Here is a 16,828-nt window from a genome sequence, read left to right on the forward strand (position 1 = left end):
GGGGAGCGTTGGGTTGCATGGGCGGATTATGCCCCGGCCGGAAGGGCTCTGACAACAGGACGATGCGGCACATCCTGGGGCCGCGATGATTGTCGAAACGGGCAAAATCAGGTATCACGGTAGGATTGAATGATCGGACCAGCCCAGGAAAGGCGAGGCGGGATGAAGATCGACCAGTTCCTGAAGCATCACGGGATCGCCGGCAATCCGTTCAGCGAGGAAGACGCCCAGACCGACACGGTCTTCAAGCGGGCCTGCATCGAGACGATCCACCACCCCGCCTGGGATAAGTTCTTCGGAAGCCCCGCGGACCCCTCGACGGCCCTGGTCTTCGGCGAGAAGGGGAGCGGCAAGACCGCGCTGCGGCTCCAGGCCACGTCCGAGTTCGAGGCATACAACGCCGCCCACCCGGACGCTCGCGTCTTCGTGATCTCCTACGACGACTTCAACCCGTTCCTGGACCACTTCCGCGACGCGAACCGCTCGCGCGACGGCGGCGGGGGGCTGGAATCCTGGAAGCTCCAGGACCACATGGACGCGATCATGGCGCTGGGCGTGACCCAGCTGGTCGATGCCCTGTCGGGCGACCGCGTCGACCTGACCGCCCTGAGCCTGGACGAACGCCGCGACCTGCTGCTGCTGGCCGCGGTCTACGACCAGTCGACCCGCGAGCCGATCGAGAAGCGCTGGAGCCGGCTCCGCCGCCGCTCGGGCTTCCGTCCCCTCTGGAGCCGCCGCGACCTGCAGGTCGGCTTCGGGACCACCTTGGCGGTCATCCTCCTGATCGCGCTTTTCCCGGCGGTGCGATCGATGACGGTCCTGCCGTGGCTGCTGGTGCCGATCGTCCTGGGGTGGCTCTACTGGGGCTGGAGGCTGTTCCGCGCCGAGTGGCACGCCCGGTCGATCCGCAAGGCGGTCCGCGTCCTGAGCCGCGACAACGCCGCCCTGCGGTGGGAACTGCTCTGGTTCCAGCCCAGCGAACTGGGCGGCCAGCCGCTCCCCTCGACCAGCCGGGGAGGGGGCGAGGAACGCTACGAATTGCTCCGCAAATTCCAGGGGGTCCTGGAGAAGCTCGGCTATGCCGGGATCGTGGTGCTGGTGGACCGGGTCGACGAGCCGCAGATGATCGAGGGCGACCCGCGCAAGATGCGAGCCCTGATCTGGCCGTTGCTCGACCACAAATTCCTCCGCCACAAGGGCATCGGCTTCAAACTCCTCCTCCCGATCGAGTTAGCCTATTACCTCGAGAAGGAAGACAAGGAATTCTACGACCGCGCCCGGCCGGACAAACTCAACCTGGTCAAGCCGTTGCGTTGGACCGGGCCGTCGCTCTACGACCTGGCGGGCGACCGGCTCCGGGCCTGTGCCGCGCTGTCCAAGCAAGACGGTCGCGTGTCCGACGTATCGACGAACGGCAATGGGGCCGCCGACGGCCCGCGTCTCCGCCAGATCATCGACGAGGCCGTGCCCGACGAGTCCTTGAAGGACGCGCTCGGCAACCTCCGCACGCCCCGGCAACTGTTCAAGTTCCTCCACCGGCTCCTGGAAGAGCATTGCCACCGCCACACCGAGGACGCCCCGCGCTGGACGATCGACCCGGACACGTTCCGGACGACCTATTCCGCCCACTTGCGCGAACTGGATGCGTTCGACCGCGGCTATGGCCACGGTTAAGGGTAGGGGGGTGGGGCGTCATCGGGTCCTGGCCCTGTTCAAGCCCTATGACGTCCTCACCCAGTTCACCGACGAGGGGAATCGGCGCACGCTCAAGGACTTCGTCCCGGTCCCCGGCGTCTACCCGGTCGGCCGGCTCGATCGCGACAGCGAGGGGTTGCTCCTCCTGACCGACGACGGCCGGCTGGCGCACCGGCTGACCGACCCCCGCCACGATCATCCCAAGACGTACCTGGCCCAGGTCGAGAAGATCCCCACGCCGGAGGCCCTGGAGGCGCTCCGGCGCGGGATCGTCCTGGCGGACGGCCCGACCAAGCCGGCCGGCGCGGAGCTGCTGGAAAAGGAGCCGGACTTGCCCGAGCGGCCGGTGCCGATCCGGTTCCGCAAGAACGTGCCTACGGCCTGGATCCGCCTGATCCTCCGCGAGGGGCGGAACCGGCAGGTCCGGCGGATGACCGCAGCGGTCGGGTTTCCGACCCTCCGCCTGGTCCGGGTGGCGGTCGGCCCGATCGGCCTGGGGAACCTCGCCCCGGGCCATTGGCGCGACCTGACCGACGACGAGCGGAAGGCCCTGGATCGGGCCCGCGGGTGGTGAAACGGCCATTTGGGTGGTAAACTTGCGTCTACGTCCGCCCCGCGGCCCCAGGTGATCCGCCGTGCCCGTCGCGCCCGATGCCGTCCTGCTGGTGACCCTCGGTTTCGACTCGCCCACGTTCGCGAGGCTCGACGCCCTGCGCCGACGGTACTTCCCGCCCGAGCGCAACTTCATCCCGGCCCACATCTCCCTGTTTCATCACCTGCCCGGGTCGGAGTTCGCCACGATCGATGAGGCGCTGGCCGCCTCCGCCGCGTCGCGCGGGCCGATCGACCTGGCGTTCCGGACGATCCGCCGGATGGATCGCGGCATGATGGCGGTGGTCGAGGCGGCGGGTCTCGCGGCCATCCATGCCCGGCTCGCGGCCGCCTTCAAAACCTGGCTGACGCCCCAGGACCGCCAGCCGTTCCGGTCCCACGTCACGATCATGAACAAGGCAGAGCGGGACGACGCGGCTCGGGCGTTCGGCGAGCTCCAGGCGACGTGGAATCCCTGGGACGGCGTGGGGGATCGGCTCCTGCTCTGGGAATATCGCGGCGGGCCCTGGGACGCCGTGGCGGAATATCCGTTCTCGGGCACGCCCGGGGGTCGATCCTCATGAGCACCCAGACGGCCACCACGCCGGCCGCGCCGGCGGCCCTCCGGTTGACCTTCGAGGGGGGTACGCTCCTGGTCGAGGGTCTGATCGAGGGGGACACCCGAGGCCTGCCCGGACTGCGCTACGATCCCCGCGCCCGGATGCACCGGGCCGAGGCGATCCACTACCGCGACATCGTCCAGCAACTCCACAACAGCAAGACCCCCTACATCGACGAGGCCAAGGACTACGACAAGAACCCCTGGCCGTTCCGGGTCGTGAAGAACGCCTTCCCGCACCAGACGGAAGGGCTCGACGCCTGGTGGAAGGCGGGCGGGAAGGGGGTCGTCGTCCTGCCGACCGGCACCGGCAAGACCCACCTGGCCAACCTTGCGATCAACAAGACCGGCCGCGCCAGCCTGGTCGTCACCCCGACCATCGACCTGCTGAACCAGTGGTACGACGAGCTTTCGATGGCCTTCGGCGTGGAGGTTGGGCTGGTCGGCGGCGGCTATCACGACATCAAGCCGCTGACGGTCACGACCTACGACTCGGCCTATCAGAACGTCGAACGCCTGGGCAACAAGTTCGGCCTCCTGATCTTCGACGAGTGCCACCACCTGCCCAGCCCGACCGTGAGCGCCGCGGCGCTGGGGGCGATCGCGCCGTTCCGGCTCGGCCTGACGGCCACCCCGGAGCGGGCCGACAACGCCCACGAACGGCTCTACCACCTGATCGGCCCGATCGTCTATCGCCGCGAGATCACCCAGCTTCGCGGCCAGTTCCTCGCCGATTACCGGGTCGAGTCGCTGTTCGTGAACCTGTCCGACGAGGAGCGGTTCCGCTACGAATCCCAGCGCGAGACCTACCGAGCGTTCCTCTCCAGCTCGGGCATCGACATGCGTCGCCCCGGCGCCTGGGGCCAGTTCCTGTTCCAGGCGTTCCGCTCGGCGGAGGGGCGACAGGCCTACCTCGCCTATCGCGAGCAGCGGGCCCTGGCCCTGGCCGCCCCGGCGAAGCTGAGCCTGCTGGCCCGCCTGCTGGAGCGGCACAACGGCGACCGCGTGCTGATCTTCACGCACGACAATGCCACGGTGTACACGATCGCCCGACAGTTCCTGGTCCCGGTCATCACCCACCAGACCAAGACCAAGGAGCGCCGCGACATCCTGCTCAAGTTCAACTCGGGCGAGTACCCGATCGTGGCCACCTCCCGCGTCTTGAACGAGGGGGTGAACGTGCCCGAGGCCAACGTCGCGGTCATCCTGTCGGGCTCGGGATCGGTCCGCGAGCATGTCCAGCGGCTCGGCCGCATCCTCCGAAAGTCGGGCACCAAGGAGGCGACCCTCTACGAGGTCGTCACCCGGGGCACCGCCGAGGAATACACCTCGACCCGCCGCCGCCAGCACAGTGCCTATGGCGGCGAATGACCCTATGCGTTCATGGAGGGTTGAATGTCGATTGCGGATGAAGTGCGCCTGGTCTTCTCTGGATTCGACTTCGGTCCTCCTTGTGATGCGGAGGAAATAGATAGGGCAGAGAACGAGCTCGGCCATCCCCTCCCTGCACTTCTTCGAGAGCTTTACTTATCATTCGATGGATTTCGTGGCCCGACCGACGCTGGCTTCTTCTCTCCACTTTTACGCCGCGACAATTTGGGATCGGAATCTCTGGTCAGCTATACCCTTTGGCTTCGCTGCGAGGATTACTTCCCCGAGGTGCTGCAAGCATCCGTCGTCTTCGGTAATGACGGTTGCGGCTCAGATTGGGGGATGCGCTTCGACTCTGGTCATGAGGTTTTCGAGTGGCGGGCCGGGCAGGGTGAATCATACCTGGTCGTTGGTAAAAGCCCCCTTGATGCATGGCGCAGAGGGAAAGCTTTGTATTCCGACTCGATCACATAAAAATACCACGACGATTTGCACCTCCGGCCATATTTGATAGCGAGCATCGTTTCATGCTGACCGGCACACTCGTCCGCGTCCGGTTCTCCAAGCAGCGGGTGATACCGCTCTACCTCGACCCGGCCTCGCCCGAGTGGCTGGAGGTCGCCGAGAGCTTGCTGCTGATCTTCCGCGAGGGGGTCGGGCGGACCCGGGGCGAGATCGACGCCGAGATCGACGAGATGCTCGGCGAAGGGCTGGCGAACCTCGCCCATCGCGGGCTGGCCAAGACGCTGGAAGACCGCGCCGAGTTCGAGGTCGTGGCCGACGTCCCGCCCGAGGCCGTCCGCGAGAAGGTGTTCACGGCGGCGGCCGAGCACCGCAAGACGCTCCGCGCCGAGGGACGGGCCCGCGACCCGTTCCGCCGCGACGCCGTGCTGGAGGCCGTGGCCAAGGACCTGGGGATGCGGGTCGATGAGGTGGCCACGGCCATGTTCGCCGACCTCCGCGACGAGAACCGGATGCTCTCGTTCGACACCAACCTCGACGCCGAGCGCCTGATCCACCGCTACAACGTCAGCCTCGCCCAATCGATCTTGCTCCGCTCGGTCCTGATCGAGGCCGAGGTCCGCAACGAGCAGCCGGCCCGCTATCGCCAGTTGTTCCGCCAGATCAAGTTCCACCGCCTCCTCTGCCGGGTCGAGGGGGGGATGAAGGACGGCTATCGGCTGTTCATCGACGGCCCCCTGAGCCTGTTCAGCGCCACCAATAAGTATGGCCTCCAGATGGCCAACTTCCTCCCGGCGTTGCTGCATTGCCGCGACTTCCGCCTCGACGCCGAACTGCGGTGGGGGCCGAAAAAGGACCCGCGCACCTTCCATCTCGACTCCAACGACAAACTGGTCTCGCACTATGCCGACACCGGGACCTACGTCCCCGCCGAGTTGAAGGCGTTCGTCGATCGGTTCCGGCAGGTCGCCCCGGGCTGGGAGATCGCGGAATCGGTCGACGTGATCGAGCTGGGCCGCGAGGGCGTTTGGGTCCCCGACTACAAGTTCGTTCATAAGGCATCCGGCCTGGACGTCCACGCCGAAGTCCTCGGCTTCTGGAAACGATCGAGCCTGGATCGCGTGCTGAAGCTCCTCCCCGAACACGGGCCGCCCCGTTATCTCCTGGCCATCAGCGAACGGCTCAAGGTCGACGACGACGTGCTGGGCGAGTTGAACGGCCCCATCGTTCGGTTCAAGGAAATCCCCAACGCCTCCGAAATCGCTGCCCATCTGGATCGGATGATCCAAGAACGGCGAGCGCGGCCCTTGATCGACTGAGACCGCGCAGCGCACTGCTTCTCATTGCGCAGCTCACAGCCCGACAACCGTCCGGCCCCGCTTTCGGAACGGGCTTGAACCCTTTCCATCTCCTCTGCGCCAACCGAATCCGTCAAATCCGGTCAAGGATTCCGTGACTTCGGCCCAAATTCGTCCAAACCGTCCACGTTGGACGTTTCTGGCGCGGTCATTGCTGTATGCTCTCTCCAACTTCGACAGGGATGTCTCCCCCTCAGCCGACCAGTTGGAATCCCATGAAACCGTCCATGAGCGATTCGGACGCTTTGCTGAAGACGGGCCAGGTCGCCGAGGTCCTGGGCGTCAGCGTGAGCACGGCCAAGCGTTGGATCGATTCTGGCCAGATCCAGGGCACCCGGACGGTCGGCAAGCATCGACTCATCCCGATGTCGAGCGTGGTCCGATTCGCCCAGAGGGGGACCTTCCCGCTGGACAGGCTCGCCCCGCCGGCCCCCGTGGCGGCGGCCGACGAATCGCCCGATGCGCTGTGCCGCCGGCTTTACTCCGACCTCAAGGCGGGAGACGCACCCCGGGCGACGTCCCTGATCACCTCCGCCTACGCCTCGATGGGGGCCGCGATGCTGGGCGATGCCCTGATCCGCCCGGTCATGGAGCAGGCCGGCCATGCCTGGATGGTCGGGGATTGGGAGATTTATCACGAGCACCGCGCCTCGCGGATCGTTTCCACGGCGATTCGGACCCTGATCGCGGGCCTCCCGACGGGCGAATCCGGCCGGCCGATCGCGGCGGGGTCCGCGCCCGAGGGGGACATCTACGAACTCCCGGGCCTGCTCGCCGAGTTGACGCTGAGGGAGGGCGGCTGGGACGTCCACAACCTGGGGGTCGACCTGCCGCTCCGCTCGCTCGCGGCGGCCGTCCGCGACCTGAAGCCGCGATTGGCCTTCCTGACCATCAGCCACCTGCCGAGGCCCGACCATTTCGTCCAGGAATATGCCTACTTCTACGAGGCGGCCGTCCGGGCCGACACGGCCATCATCCTCGGTGGACGGGCCTGCGACCCTGCGATCCGCCCGCGTCTCATCTATGCCTCCTGCGGGGAGCGGATGACGCACCTCGCCGAATTTGCCCGACGCCTCCACGGCGTCCCCGGTTGTTGAACGTGATCGGTGTCGATGGAGTTTCGATCGAGTTCGCCCCCCGATGAAGGACAAGGCACGATGCGCACGAACGGACGATTCGACGACGCGGACGGGCTGACGGCCTTGGACAGCTCCGAGACCCAGGTGCTCGAGACCGCCGAGGAGCGGAGCCTGCTTCGGGAGTTGGCGATCTGCAAGGCCAAGCTGGCCGATGCCCTGGCCACGATCCCCGGCAGCGACGTGCCCACCGACGGGGACAACCCCCAGGCCATCGCCCTCCAGATCGCCGAATTTTACGCCTCGCACGATCCGGTCGAGGCTCGGCTCGGGGCCATCTACAGCCGTTATTCCGAGCTTCGCGGCAAGCTCGCCCTGGCCAACATGCGGCTGGTCGCCCACGTCGCCAAGCGGTTCCGCGAACGGGGCGTGTCGTACACGGACCTGATCCAGGAAGGTTTCTGCGGGCTCCTCGAAGCGATCGACCGCTTCGACCTGACCCACGAGACCAAGCTGGCGACCTACGCCACCTGGTGGATCCGCCAGTCGATGCAGCGTGCGGTCGCCTCCGGGGCCTACCCGGTCCGGCTCAGCCCCCGGCACCTCCGCCAGCTCGCGCAGAATCAGGAGGACGTGGCGCCGAATTCCGCCGCCCCGGGAGGCGTCGGCCTCGCCCCCGGCTCGCCGGTCAGCACCGAGACGATCCGCCACATCCATACTGCCACCCGGCCGACCATCTCCCTGGATGCGACCATCGACTCGGACAGCAGCTTCAACCTGATGCAGACGATGAGCGACCCGGAGGGGGACCGGACCTCCGACATCGACATGGACGAGACCGTCGGCAAGATGATGGAATCGCTCCGCCCCCGCGAGCAGCAGGTCCTGGCCCTCCGTTTCGGCCTCGGCGGCGAGGCCCGGCTGTCGCTGAGCCAGGTCGGCAAGGTCCTCGAAGTGAGCAAGGAGCGGGTGCGCCAGATCCAGGACCGGGCCTTGCAGAAGCTTCGCCAGGTGGCCGTCGAGCACAACTGGGACCTCTCGATGCTGGCCGACGCCTGAAGTCGGCCGGCCGTTCCGGTCGATACCACGAGGGGCGGGCGGGGCCGCGTGCCCGGCCCGGGGCCGATCGTCGTATCCCGGATCGAGGCCGTTTCGCCATGCCTCCGCAATTCGATCCCCACCGCGATCCGATCGGGCCGTTCCTCCACTATCTGATGGCCGAGTGCGGGCTCTCGCCCAACACCCTCGCGGCTTATCGGGCCGATATCGTCCGATTCGGCCGGTGGCGCAAGGCCCACGCACCGGGCCCCCTGGCGAACATCACCATCGCCACCCTGACGGGGTATGTGGACTATCTGCGCGAATGCCGCCTGGCCCCCAAGACGATCGGCCGGCACCTCGCCAGCCTGTCGACCTTCTATCGCTACCTGATCTACGACGGCAAGCTCTCCGAGAACGTCGCGAAGCTCCTGATCGCGCCGGCGATCTGGGACCGCCTGCCCACGGTCCTCGGACCCCAGTCGGTCGACCGACTGCTGGCGACGCCGAACCGGGAGACGACCCTCGGCCGCCGCGACCATGCCGCGCTGGAAACCCTGTATGCCACCGGCTGCCGCGCCTCGGAGGTCTCCAACCTCCGGCCCCGCGATCTCGACTTCGCGGCGGGGATCGCGCGGTGCGTCGGCAAGGGGGACAAGGAGCGGCTCGTCCCGCTCGGGAAGAGGGCCCGCGAGGCGTTGTCCGCCTATCTCCAGCGTGATCGCCCGGTGCTGGTGGCACGCCGGCCCGAGACCGCGACCGTCTTCGTGACCCGATACGGCCGCCCCATGTCGCGCGTGGCCCTATGGGGCATCGTCAAGAAGACGGCCCGGGAGGCGGGGCTGCCCGAGGCGGTCACCACCCACACCCTGCGGCACAGCTTCGCGACCCACCTCCTGGCCGGCGGGGCCGACCTGCGCGTGGTCCAGGAGATGCTCGGCCACGCTTCGATCGCCACCACCCAGGTCTACACCCGGGTCGAGTTGAGCCGGCTTCGCGAAGTCCACTCGCGATTCCATCCCCGCTCGGGCACGGGCTGAGTCGACGGTTGCCTCGGGCGGCCGAGATGCGAATACTGGGGGCGTCCCGAACCGGCCCCCGGAGTCCGCCCCGAATGAGCCCGAACGGGCCCGCCCTCGCCTCCCCGGACGTCGACGCGACGCTGGCCGCGACCATCACCCTGGCCTTCGCCTTCGACGTGGGCTATGAGATCGACCTGGATCGGGCCCGGGCCCTGATCCCGGGCGAGACCGGGCCGCTGGCCCGTCGGCGACGGACCCCGGAGTCGATCCGCTATCGCCCGGCCCCGCTGAGGATGGCCCTGGACGTCTCCGGCCTGGGCCTGCCCGGGGGCGAATCGGCGCGGGTCGGCCCCCCTCGCGGGGAATTGACCTTCTTCGACTTCGGTGCCCTCTCGGTCATGATCCGGTTCCCGGTCGAGGCCACGCCCGCCGGACTCTTGGAACTGGCCGGGCACCTGGCCGACCCCGCCCCCCTGACCGCCGCCGCGAGGCTGGCCATCGCCCCCTGGCTGGATCGGATCCGGCCAATGGTCGTCGAGTACGAGGTCAGCGAACTGAGCGAGGAGTATGTCGTCTTCCAGGTGGCCGGCGTCGATGCGGCCTGGCTGGAGGCCCATCGCGCCTGGATCGCCGGCCTGGTCCGGCTCGAATCCGGCCCGCTCAGCGAAGGGGAGATCCGCGAGGCGACCCGCCTGGGCATCTCCTACACGCCCGACGATCTCGTGGTCCTGGACTGGGCGGCCGGCTTCATCGCCGATCGCGACTGCGCCGACACGCTCCAGGTGATCGAGTTCGCCAACGTCCAGCTGCTCGAATTCCGCCACATCGACGACCGCCTCGACGACCGCCTGGAGGCGGCGTATCGGCTCATCCACATCGATAAGGGGACGAAGGGGCGGAAGAAGCAGACCGCCCAGCGTGCCGTGGTCCGCGAGGTCCGCGAATTGGAGATCGAGGCGACCAGCCTTTTCGAGCGGGCCGACAACAACCTCAAGCTGATCGGCGACCAGTACCTGTCGCGGGTCTTCGACCTGGCCCGGACCCGGTTCCACCTCGGCGAGTGGCAGAAGAGCATCCGCCGCAAGCTCGACATCGTCGGCGACGTCTATGATCTGCTGGTCAACCAGGCGGACCACAGCCGGGGCGAGTTCCTCGAAGTGCTGGTCGTGATCCTGATCGCCGTCGAGATCGTGGTCGCTTTCATCCACCACTGACCGGGCGGTCGCACACGAACCGGGCTTGCTCGATGTCGGACGCGATCTGCGCCAGGAGGTCTTCCAGCCCGGCGAACCGCCGGGTGGGGCGGAGCTGGGCCAGGAAATCGACCTCGACCGTCCGGCCGTAGAGGTCGCCCTGGAAATCGATCAGGTGGGCCTCGACCTTGCGGATCTGCTCGCCGAAGGTGGGGTTGGGCCCGATGTTGCACGCCCCCGCGCGGGGCGGTCCGCCCGGCTCCGTGTAGGCGTGGATGGCATAGACGCCGTCGGCGGGGATCAGGGTATCGATCTCATCCAGGTTGGCGGTGGGCACGCCGATGCCGGCCCCTCGGCCCGCGCCGTGGGTCACGATCCCCCGGATGCGGTGGGGTCGACCGAGGAGGGCGGCGGCCCCGACGGCGTCCCCCGCCCCGAGCGCCTGGCGGATCCGCGAAGAGGACACGATCCGCCCGTCCAGGTCGGTGGGCGTGGCCACCTCGAAGGCGATCCCCGCCCGCTCGCACCAGTCGGCCAGCAGGCGCGAGTCCCCGCCACGATCGCGGCCGAAACCGAAGGTCGGCCCCTCGACCATCCCCCGGGCCTTGAGCTGGCCCACGATCACGCGGTCGAAGAACTCGCGGGCGGACAGGCCGAGCAGCCAGGGCCCGGTGCGGAAGATCCCGACCTCGGTGGCCCCGGCCTGGAGCATCAGATCGACCCGGCGGGCGATCCAGGTCAGGGGCGCGGGGGCTTCCTCGGGGCGGAGCACGGCCACCGGGGACGGGTCGAACGTGAGGGCCAGGGCGGGCACACCCGCCGCATCGGCCCGGGAGCGGAGGCTCTCCAGGAGCCGAGCATGACCGTGATGGACCCCATCGAAATTGCCGACCGCGACGAAGGCACCCTGGATGCGAGCGGGGACGTCCGCGAAATTCTCGATCGTGATCACCGTCCCCAGTCCCCCATCCGACGGCCGTTCGCCGCGGCGCTCCGCCGGCCCGAAATCGACCGGTATCCGCCACGGATTATCGCCACCCGCCTCCCGCCCGGTCAATCCCGCCTCGGACCTCCGGGGGTCCGAAGCGGCCGGTCGGGAGGGTCAAGGGCTCGGCCTGGCTCCCACGTTGAGGTCGAGCCGAAGGCGGCGGACGGCGTGATCGACGACCTCGATGACCGTGAACTCGACGCCGTTGGACCGGAACGACTCGCCCAAAGAAGGCAGGCGGCCGAGGGCATTGAGCGCGAGCCCGCCGACCGTTTCGTAGTCCTCGCCCGTCGGAAGATGGGTCCCGAGGCGCTGGTTGACGGTCTCCAACTCGATCGAGGCGGGGACTTCGTAGCACTTCTCGCCGAGGGCGACCACGGGGTCGGGCGGCTCGCGGTCGTGCTCGTCGTCGATCGGCCCGACCAGTTCCTCGATCAGGTCTTCCAGGGTGATCAATCCGGTGACGCCGCCGTATTCGTCCAGGACGATGGCGATCTGCACCTTGCGCGACCGGAACTCGTTGAGCAGGTCGTTGGCCGGCATCGTCTCCGGGATGAAGTAAGGCCCCCGGGCCAGCTTCCGCGCCGAGACCTCGTCGAAGCTGGCCGCCTCGGTCATCGCCGGGAACAGGTCCTTGGCGAACAGGATCCCGATGATGTCATCCCGGTTCTCGCCGAAGATCGGGATCCGGCTGAGGCCCGACTCGGAGAACGCACGGGCGGCGGCCTGGGCCGAGGTCGTCGCGGGGAGGAGGATCATCGACGACCGCGGGGTCATGATCTCCGAGACATCGCGGAGCGACAGGGCGACGACGTGTTCGAGCATGGCCCGGGTGGCCGACGGGATGTCGGCATCGATCTCCTCGTCGATCTCTGCGTCCGAGGGGTACTCGACCTCGACGCTGGCCGGGCGCGGGGCGACATCCTCGGGGCGCGACAACCGCGCGGCGATCAGGCCGAACAGGTTGCCCAGGCCGGTCATCGGCCGGGCCGCCAGCCGCACCGGGCGGGCGATCGGCCAGAGGGCGTCCAGCAACGGCTCGGCATAGACCCGACCGACCACGCTGGCGAGGATGTGCGTCAGCGAGGACAGGCCGATGGCGCAGAAGAACGCGACCGTGCCGTTCAGGGCCGGCCAGACTTCGGGCACCGAATGGGCGAGCAGCGAGGCCAGGGTCAGCCCCGCGAGGATCCCCAGCGACTCGGCGGCGCGCTCGGTCACCTCGTCGCCGTGGGCGATGGCATCGGCGCGGGCCGGGCGGCCGTGGGCCGAGCAGACCTCTTCGAGGCGGCTCCGGGAGTAAGTCCGCAGGGCACGGCCGAAGGCGATCGCCAGGGCCTGTCCGGCCAGAAGCAAGGGCAAGCCGACGCCCAGGATCCAGGCCAGGTTCAACGATCGCAACGCACGTCCTCCCGGCCCGCGTCGGCGGTCGGCCCGACCAGCGGGAATGGATTGGTCAGCCCGTGGGCCTCCAGGATCTCCGCCTCGCGGCGGCGCATGATCGCCGCGTCGGATTCGTCCCGATCGTCGAGCCCGCACAGGTGCAGCAAGCCGTGGACCACATACAGGGCCAATTCGGCGTTCGGGTCCGCCCCCGCCTCGCGCGCGGTGGTCGCGGCCATCTCGGCGGAGACGACCAGCTCGCCGCTCAACACCGGCTCGTCGGGCTCCGAGAGGACGAAGCTGATGACGTCGGTGGGCCAGTCGTGCGCGAGGTGGCGCCGGTTGATCGCGTGGATCGTGGGATCATCGACGAGGGCGATCGAGATGGAGGCGGCGTCGACCCCTTGGGCGGTCAGGGTGCGGCGGACCAGTGCGGATAAATCGGCGTGGTCGACGCGGAGGAATCGCTGGCCGTCGCTGATCTCGACCTCGATCTCGGTGTTCGGGGGGGTATGGTCGATCTCCATCAGGCAGTCCGTTGCTCCGGATATTTGACGCGGCCGTGGTAGATGCCGATCAGGGATTTGATGAGGCTCTCGCGGATCTCGGAGATCTCCCGGAGGGTGAGCCCACATTCGTCGAACTGGCCGTCGTGGAGCCGCTTGTTGATGAGGTCGCGGACCAGCCCCTCGATCCGGGCGGGGGTGGGCTCGGAGAGGGTCCGGCTGGCGCTCTCGACGGCGTCGGAGACCATCAGCAAGGCCGCTTCCTTGGATTGGGGCTTGGGCCCGGGGTAGCGGAACGCCCCTTCCAGCACCGTCGCCCCGTCCGGGTTGCCCCCGCTGCGGCGGGTCGCCTCGTGGAAGAAGTATTCGACCAGGGTCGTGCCGTGGTGCTGCTCGATCAGGTCGATGATCGGCTCGGGCAGGTGGTGCTGCCGGCCGAGGTCGACCCCGTCCTTGACGTGGCCGATGATGATCAAAGTGCTCATCGCCGGGGCCAGGTTGGCGTGGCGATTGGTCGCCCCGGCCTGGTTCTCGACGAAGTAGTGCGGCTTGAGCATCTTGCCGATGTCGTGGAAGTAGGCGCCGATGCGGACCAGCAGCGAGTTGGCCCCGATCCGCTCGGCGGCGGCCTCGGCGATGGTGCCCACTGCGATCGAGTGGTTGTGCGTGCCCGGGGCACGCCGGACCAGTTCCTGGAGCAGAGGATGGGCGATGTCGCCCAGTTCCAGGAGGCTGATCCCGGTGACGATGCCGAAGGCTGTCTCGACGAAGGGGAGGCTGCCCCCCAGCACGAACCCCGCCATCAGCCCCCAGCCGGCCCGCGCCAGGCTCTCGGCGATGACCAGCTCGATCGGCTGCCCGCCCCAGAGCCCGGAGGCCCAGGTCAGCAGGCCATAGCCCAGGGCGCACGCAACGCCGACCTTGATCAGCTTGGTCCTGGTCCGGACCTCGTGGAGGCAGAGGACGCCGACCGCCGTCCCGCCCATCAGGGTGATGAAGCTGCCGATGCTCCCGTTGGTCGCCAGGGTCGTCAGCAGGCAAAGCCCGAAGGTGACCATCAAGGCGAAGTTGGGATTGTAGGCGATCGCCAGGATCATCGCGGCGATGGCCACCGGCACCAGTTCGGCGTCCCAGGGCTGCATCGCCAGCAGGCGGGCCAGGCCGATCGCCGCGACGCAGAGCGTGCAGATCGACGCGATCCGGCCGATATCCTGGGCGATCCTGGGCTCGTGGCGATAGACGTAGTAGCCGATCAGGGCGAACAACGCGGCCGACAGGATGACCACCGCGCATCCACGCCGCAGCCGCTCCTCCAGGGCCCGCGAGGCGTTGGCGATCTGGTGTTCCGCCCGCAGCAGGGTCAATTGGTCGTCGCCGATCTTCTGGCCCTGCTCGACCAGGACATCCCCCTTGCTGAAGGTGTCGTAGGCGTCGGCCACCTGGTCGCGGGCCTCTTGCCGCCGCCGGGCCGTCGTGTTCGCGTCATACTTGAGCGTCGGCGTGCCGGCGAGCTTGTCGGCCACCAGCGCGAAGAGTCCCTGGCCCAGCGTGTTGGGCAGGAACGTCGCGATGAAGTCCCGGCCGACCGGTCCGTCCGGCTTGTCGATCCGCTCACGCATGACGCGATCGCGCGGGACGAGATATTCGACATCGCCGCGACGGACCGAGAGGGTGCGGCTCGCGTCCTCGTTGCGCGGGAGGATGTCCGGGCCGAGCACGCCGTCGCGGATCAGGGGCTCGAAGGCGGCGACGATCTTGCGCCGGAGTTCTTCGTGCCGCTCGGGCGTGTCGCTCGCCTCGCGGATGTCGTCGTAGGTGTACTGGGTCAACTTCCAGAAGTTGCGGAACGCCTCGGGCACGGCGGCGAAGGTCGGGGCCTTGGCGATGGCGTCGACCAGATCGTCGAGGCGATCGGCGAGGTCGCGGATCGGGGCCGGGTCATTGACCATGGTCGGCGGGACCTGGTCGGCCCTGGCCTGGCGCTCGGCCGAGGTCTTCGACTGGTTGAAGCGGCGGAACTCCGGCACCTTGACGCGGATCTCGCGGTCGGGGACCTGCCCGTGCCGGTAGGTGAAGAACGGGCCGGGCCCGTGGACGATCGCGGCGGTGACCAGGACGGCCGCGGCGACGACGGCGAGTCGGGCCAACCGGCCCCTTTGCTGGGCGAGGCGGCCTTGCCGGATGGCGATCGGGTTGGAGGGCCGGAGGTGCGCCCGGGTGAGTTTGGGACGACGTTTGCCGAAGCTCATGGATGATCTCGACCACGCGCGGTCAACGGGCCCGAGGCCCATCCCGCGCCGGAGTGTGCCACGCCCACTACGGCGTGGCATCCGACCGGCCGAATCCCCGCCCTGCGGCCGAAGGGGCCGTGGTGGGGGGCGGGGCCGGGGGCCGCCTCACTCCGAGGCGGTAACGTCGGCCTGGGCCGGGGGAGGTTCGGAGCCGGGCGGGTTGGCCGCCGGCCTCGACTCGACCCGGCGGGCCGGCTCGTTGGCTTCGTAGGCATTGACGATGGCCTGGACCAAAGGATGGCGGACGATGTCGCTCCGATCGAGCGTCGTCACACCCACCCCCGGCACGTTGCGCAGCTTCTCGACGGCATCGGCCAGCCCGCTCACGGTCTCGGGCGGCAGGTCGACCTGGGTGACATCGCCGGTGACCACGATCCGGGCATTCTGGCCCATCCGGGTCAGGAACATCTTCATCTGCGGGATCGTGGCGTTCTGCCCCTCATCGAGGATGATCACCGCATCGTTCAAGGTCCGGCCTCGCATGTAGGCCAGCGGGGCGATCTCGATCAGATCGTTGCCCATGTAGCGCCGGAGCTGATTGTAGTCCATCAGGTCGTGCAAGGCGTCCAGGAGCGGGCGAAGATACGGGTTGATCTTCGCTTCGAGATCCCCGGGCAGGAAGCCGAGGTGCTCGCCCGCCTCGACGGCCGGCCGCACCAGGACGATCTTCTTGATCTTGCCGCGTTTCAGCTCCGAGACGGCCTTAGCCACGGCGAGATAGGTCTTGCCGGTGCCGGCCGGTCCGATGCAGAACACCAGCTCGTGGTCGCGGAGGCAGGCGAGGTAGCGGGCCTGGCCATCCGTGCGAGGGCGGACGACCTTGCCCCCCTCGTGGAGGTCCACGCCCGGATTACCATTCTCCGCCAGCCCGTGTCCGACGCTGATCTGGTTGTCGATCAGGCCGGCCACATCCCCCGCCGAGGCGGTGCGACGCTTGCGGTGCCAGCCCCGAAGTTCTTCGAAGACCTGGCGGGCCTGTTCGATCTTCCCGGTCTCTCCCTCGACGCGGACCTCGCCATGCCGCGCCACCACCCTGACGCCGAATGCATCACGCACCTGGCGGAGGAACTGGTCGCGGCTGCCGAAGACGGCCAACTCTTCGTCGTGGCTGTCGAGCGTGATCGTGACTTCCGGCATGCCCTGCCTTTCGACCGACACGGCGTGACGCTGGCGGGCGCGTCAACTGGCGTGAATCACTGGCGCGAGGCGGCTCGTCCCGCCCGACCATTATGGGG

At 68.3% G+C, this 16,828-nt stretch carries 15 protein-coding genes; 10 read left to right on the forward strand and 5 right to left on the reverse strand.

What is annotated here, in order from left to right; translation table 11 throughout:
- The first annotated feature begins 162 nt into the window (after positions 1-162).
- The 10 genes from TA3x_RS14795 to TA3x_RS14840 all read left to right on the forward strand — a co-directional run bounded on the left by TA3x_RS14795 (position 163) and on the right by TA3x_RS14840 (position 10,446).
- Entirely contained in the window at positions 163-1,674 is a 1,512-nt protein-coding gene (locus tag TA3x_RS14795; RefSeq protein ID WP_435015421.1) for a hypothetical protein, read from the forward strand.
- Complete coding sequence (locus tag TA3x_RS14800) at positions 1,661-2,269, forward strand: pseudouridine synthase (RefSeq protein ID WP_435015422.1); 609 nt, start codon at positions 1,661-1,663, stop codon at positions 2,267-2,269. Before TA3x_RS14795 ends, TA3x_RS14800 begins: the two co-directional genes overlap by 14 nt.
- 61 nt (positions 2,270-2,330) lie before the next feature.
- Positions 2,331-2,870 carry a 2'-5' RNA ligase family protein gene (locus TA3x_RS14805; protein WP_435015423.1) on the forward strand — a complete coding sequence of 180 codons (540 nt, stop codon included), beginning with the start codon at positions 2,331-2,333 and terminating at the stop codon, positions 2,868-2,870.
- The gene (locus tag TA3x_RS14810; protein WP_435015424.1) at positions 2,867-4,276 is read left to right on the forward strand and encodes a DEAD/DEAH box helicase family protein; all 1,410 of its coding nucleotides are present in this window, start codon (positions 2,867-2,869) and stop codon (positions 4,274-4,276) included. The genes TA3x_RS14805 and TA3x_RS14810 overlap by 4 nt, the downstream gene beginning before the upstream one ends.
- 24 nt (positions 4,277-4,300) lie before the next feature.
- Positions 4,301-4,750 (forward strand): SMI1/KNR4 family protein, encoded by a 450-nt coding sequence (locus TA3x_RS14815; RefSeq protein WP_435015425.1) that lies wholly within the window; start codon positions 4,301-4,303, stop codon positions 4,748-4,750.
- Between the two features lie 53 nt (positions 4,751-4,803).
- A complete protein-coding gene (locus TA3x_RS14820) occupies positions 4,804-6,057 on the forward strand; it encodes a DUF790 family protein (protein ID WP_435015426.1) in 1,254 nt (417 codons plus the stop codon).
- A gap of 266 nt (positions 6,058-6,323) precedes the next feature.
- Positions 6,324-7,193 carry a helix-turn-helix domain-containing protein gene (locus tag TA3x_RS14825; protein ID WP_435015427.1) on the forward strand — a complete coding sequence of 290 codons (870 nt, stop codon included), beginning with the start codon at positions 6,324-6,326 and terminating at the stop codon, positions 7,191-7,193.
- Between the two features lie 60 nt (positions 7,194-7,253).
- Positions 7,254-8,231 carry a sigma-70 family RNA polymerase sigma factor gene (locus tag TA3x_RS14830; RefSeq protein WP_435015428.1) on the forward strand — a complete coding sequence of 326 codons (978 nt, stop codon included), beginning with the start codon at positions 7,254-7,256 and terminating at the stop codon, positions 8,229-8,231.
- A gap of 98 nt (positions 8,232-8,329) precedes the next feature.
- Complete coding sequence (locus TA3x_RS14835) at positions 8,330-9,250, forward strand: site-specific tyrosine recombinase (RefSeq protein ID WP_435015429.1); 921 nt, start codon at positions 8,330-8,332, stop codon at positions 9,248-9,250.
- A gap of 74 nt (positions 9,251-9,324) precedes the next feature.
- A complete protein-coding gene (locus TA3x_RS14840) occupies positions 9,325-10,446 on the forward strand; it encodes a hypothetical protein (RefSeq protein ID WP_435015430.1) in 1,122 nt (373 codons plus the stop codon).
- On the opposite strand, the gene ribF is transcribed toward TA3x_RS14840, so the two are convergent.
- From ribF to TA3x_RS14865, 5 genes are all read right to left on the reverse strand, one after another.
- Positions 10,433-11,377 carry a riboflavin biosynthesis protein RibF gene (gene ribF, locus TA3x_RS14845; RefSeq protein ID WP_435015431.1) on the reverse strand — a complete coding sequence of 315 codons (945 nt, stop codon included), beginning with the start codon at positions 11,375-11,377 and terminating at the stop codon, positions 10,433-10,435. The genes TA3x_RS14840 and ribF overlap by 14 nt on opposite strands.
- Before the next feature lie 150 nt (positions 11,378-11,527).
- Positions 11,528-12,814 carry a hemolysin family protein gene (locus TA3x_RS14850; protein WP_435015432.1) on the reverse strand — a complete coding sequence of 429 codons (1,287 nt, stop codon included), beginning with the start codon at positions 12,812-12,814 and terminating at the stop codon, positions 11,528-11,530.
- Positions 12,802-13,323: an rRNA maturation RNase YbeY gene (gene ybeY, locus TA3x_RS14855; RefSeq protein ID WP_435015433.1), complete on the reverse strand. Its 522-nt coding sequence runs from the start codon at positions 13,321-13,323 to the stop codon at positions 12,802-12,804. Before ybeY ends, TA3x_RS14850 begins: the two co-directional genes overlap by 13 nt.
- On the reverse strand, positions 13,323-15,551 hold the full coding sequence (locus TA3x_RS14860; protein WP_435015434.1) for an HD family phosphohydrolase: 2,229 nt from the start codon (positions 15,549-15,551) through the stop codon (positions 13,323-13,325). Before TA3x_RS14860 ends, ybeY begins: the two co-directional genes overlap by 1 nt.
- Before the next feature lie 147 nt (positions 15,552-15,698).
- Positions 15,699-16,730 carry a PhoH family protein gene (locus TA3x_RS14865; RefSeq protein ID WP_435015435.1) on the reverse strand — a complete coding sequence of 344 codons (1,032 nt, stop codon included), beginning with the start codon at positions 16,728-16,730 and terminating at the stop codon, positions 15,699-15,701.
- Positions 16,731-16,828 lie beyond the last annotated feature (98 nt).

Source organism: Tundrisphaera macrotermitis, from assembly GCF_051175315.1.
Lineage (GTDB): Bacteria > Planctomycetota > Planctomycetia > Isosphaerales > Isosphaeraceae > Tundrisphaera.

Excerpts from the sequence above, each read along its gene's own strand:
- TA3x_RS14795 (WP_435015421.1), top strand. The coding sequence starts at position 163 with ATGAAGATCGACCAGTTCCTGAAGCATCACGGGATCGCCGGCAATCCG.
- TA3x_RS14800 (WP_435015422.1), top strand. The coding sequence starts at position 1,661 with ATGGCCACGGTTAAGGGTAGGGGGGTGGGGCGTCATCGGGTCCTGGCC.
- TA3x_RS14810 (WP_435015424.1), top strand. The coding sequence starts at position 2,867 with ATGAGCACCCAGACGGCCACCACGCCGGCCGCGCCGGCGGCCCTCCGG.
- TA3x_RS14815 (WP_435015425.1), top strand. The coding sequence starts at position 4,301 with ATGTCGATTGCGGATGAAGTGCGCCTGGTCTTCTCTGGATTCGACTTC.
- TA3x_RS14820 (WP_435015426.1), top strand. The coding sequence starts at position 4,804 with ATGCTGACCGGCACACTCGTCCGCGTCCGGTTCTCCAAGCAGCGGGTG.
- TA3x_RS14825 (WP_435015427.1), top strand. The coding sequence starts at position 6,324 with ATGAGCGATTCGGACGCTTTGCTGAAGACGGGCCAGGTCGCCGAGGTC.
- TA3x_RS14830 (WP_435015428.1), top strand. The coding sequence starts at position 7,254 with ATGCGCACGAACGGACGATTCGACGACGCGGACGGGCTGACGGCCTTG.
- TA3x_RS14835 (WP_435015429.1), top strand. The coding sequence starts at position 8,330 with ATGCCTCCGCAATTCGATCCCCACCGCGATCCGATCGGGCCGTTCCTC.
- TA3x_RS14840 (WP_435015430.1), top strand. The coding sequence starts at position 9,325 with ATGAGCCCGAACGGGCCCGCCCTCGCCTCCCCGGACGTCGACGCGACG.
- ybeY (WP_435015433.1), bottom strand. The coding sequence starts at position 13,323 with ATGGAGATCGACCATACCCCCCCGAACACCGAGATCGAGGTCGAGATC.
- TA3x_RS14860 (WP_435015434.1), bottom strand. The coding sequence starts at position 15,551 with ATGAGCTTCGGCAAACGTCGTCCCAAACTCACCCGGGCGCACCTCCGG.
- TA3x_RS14865 (WP_435015435.1), bottom strand. The coding sequence starts at position 16,730 with ATGCCGGAAGTCACGATCACGCTCGACAGCCACGACGAAGAGTTGGCC.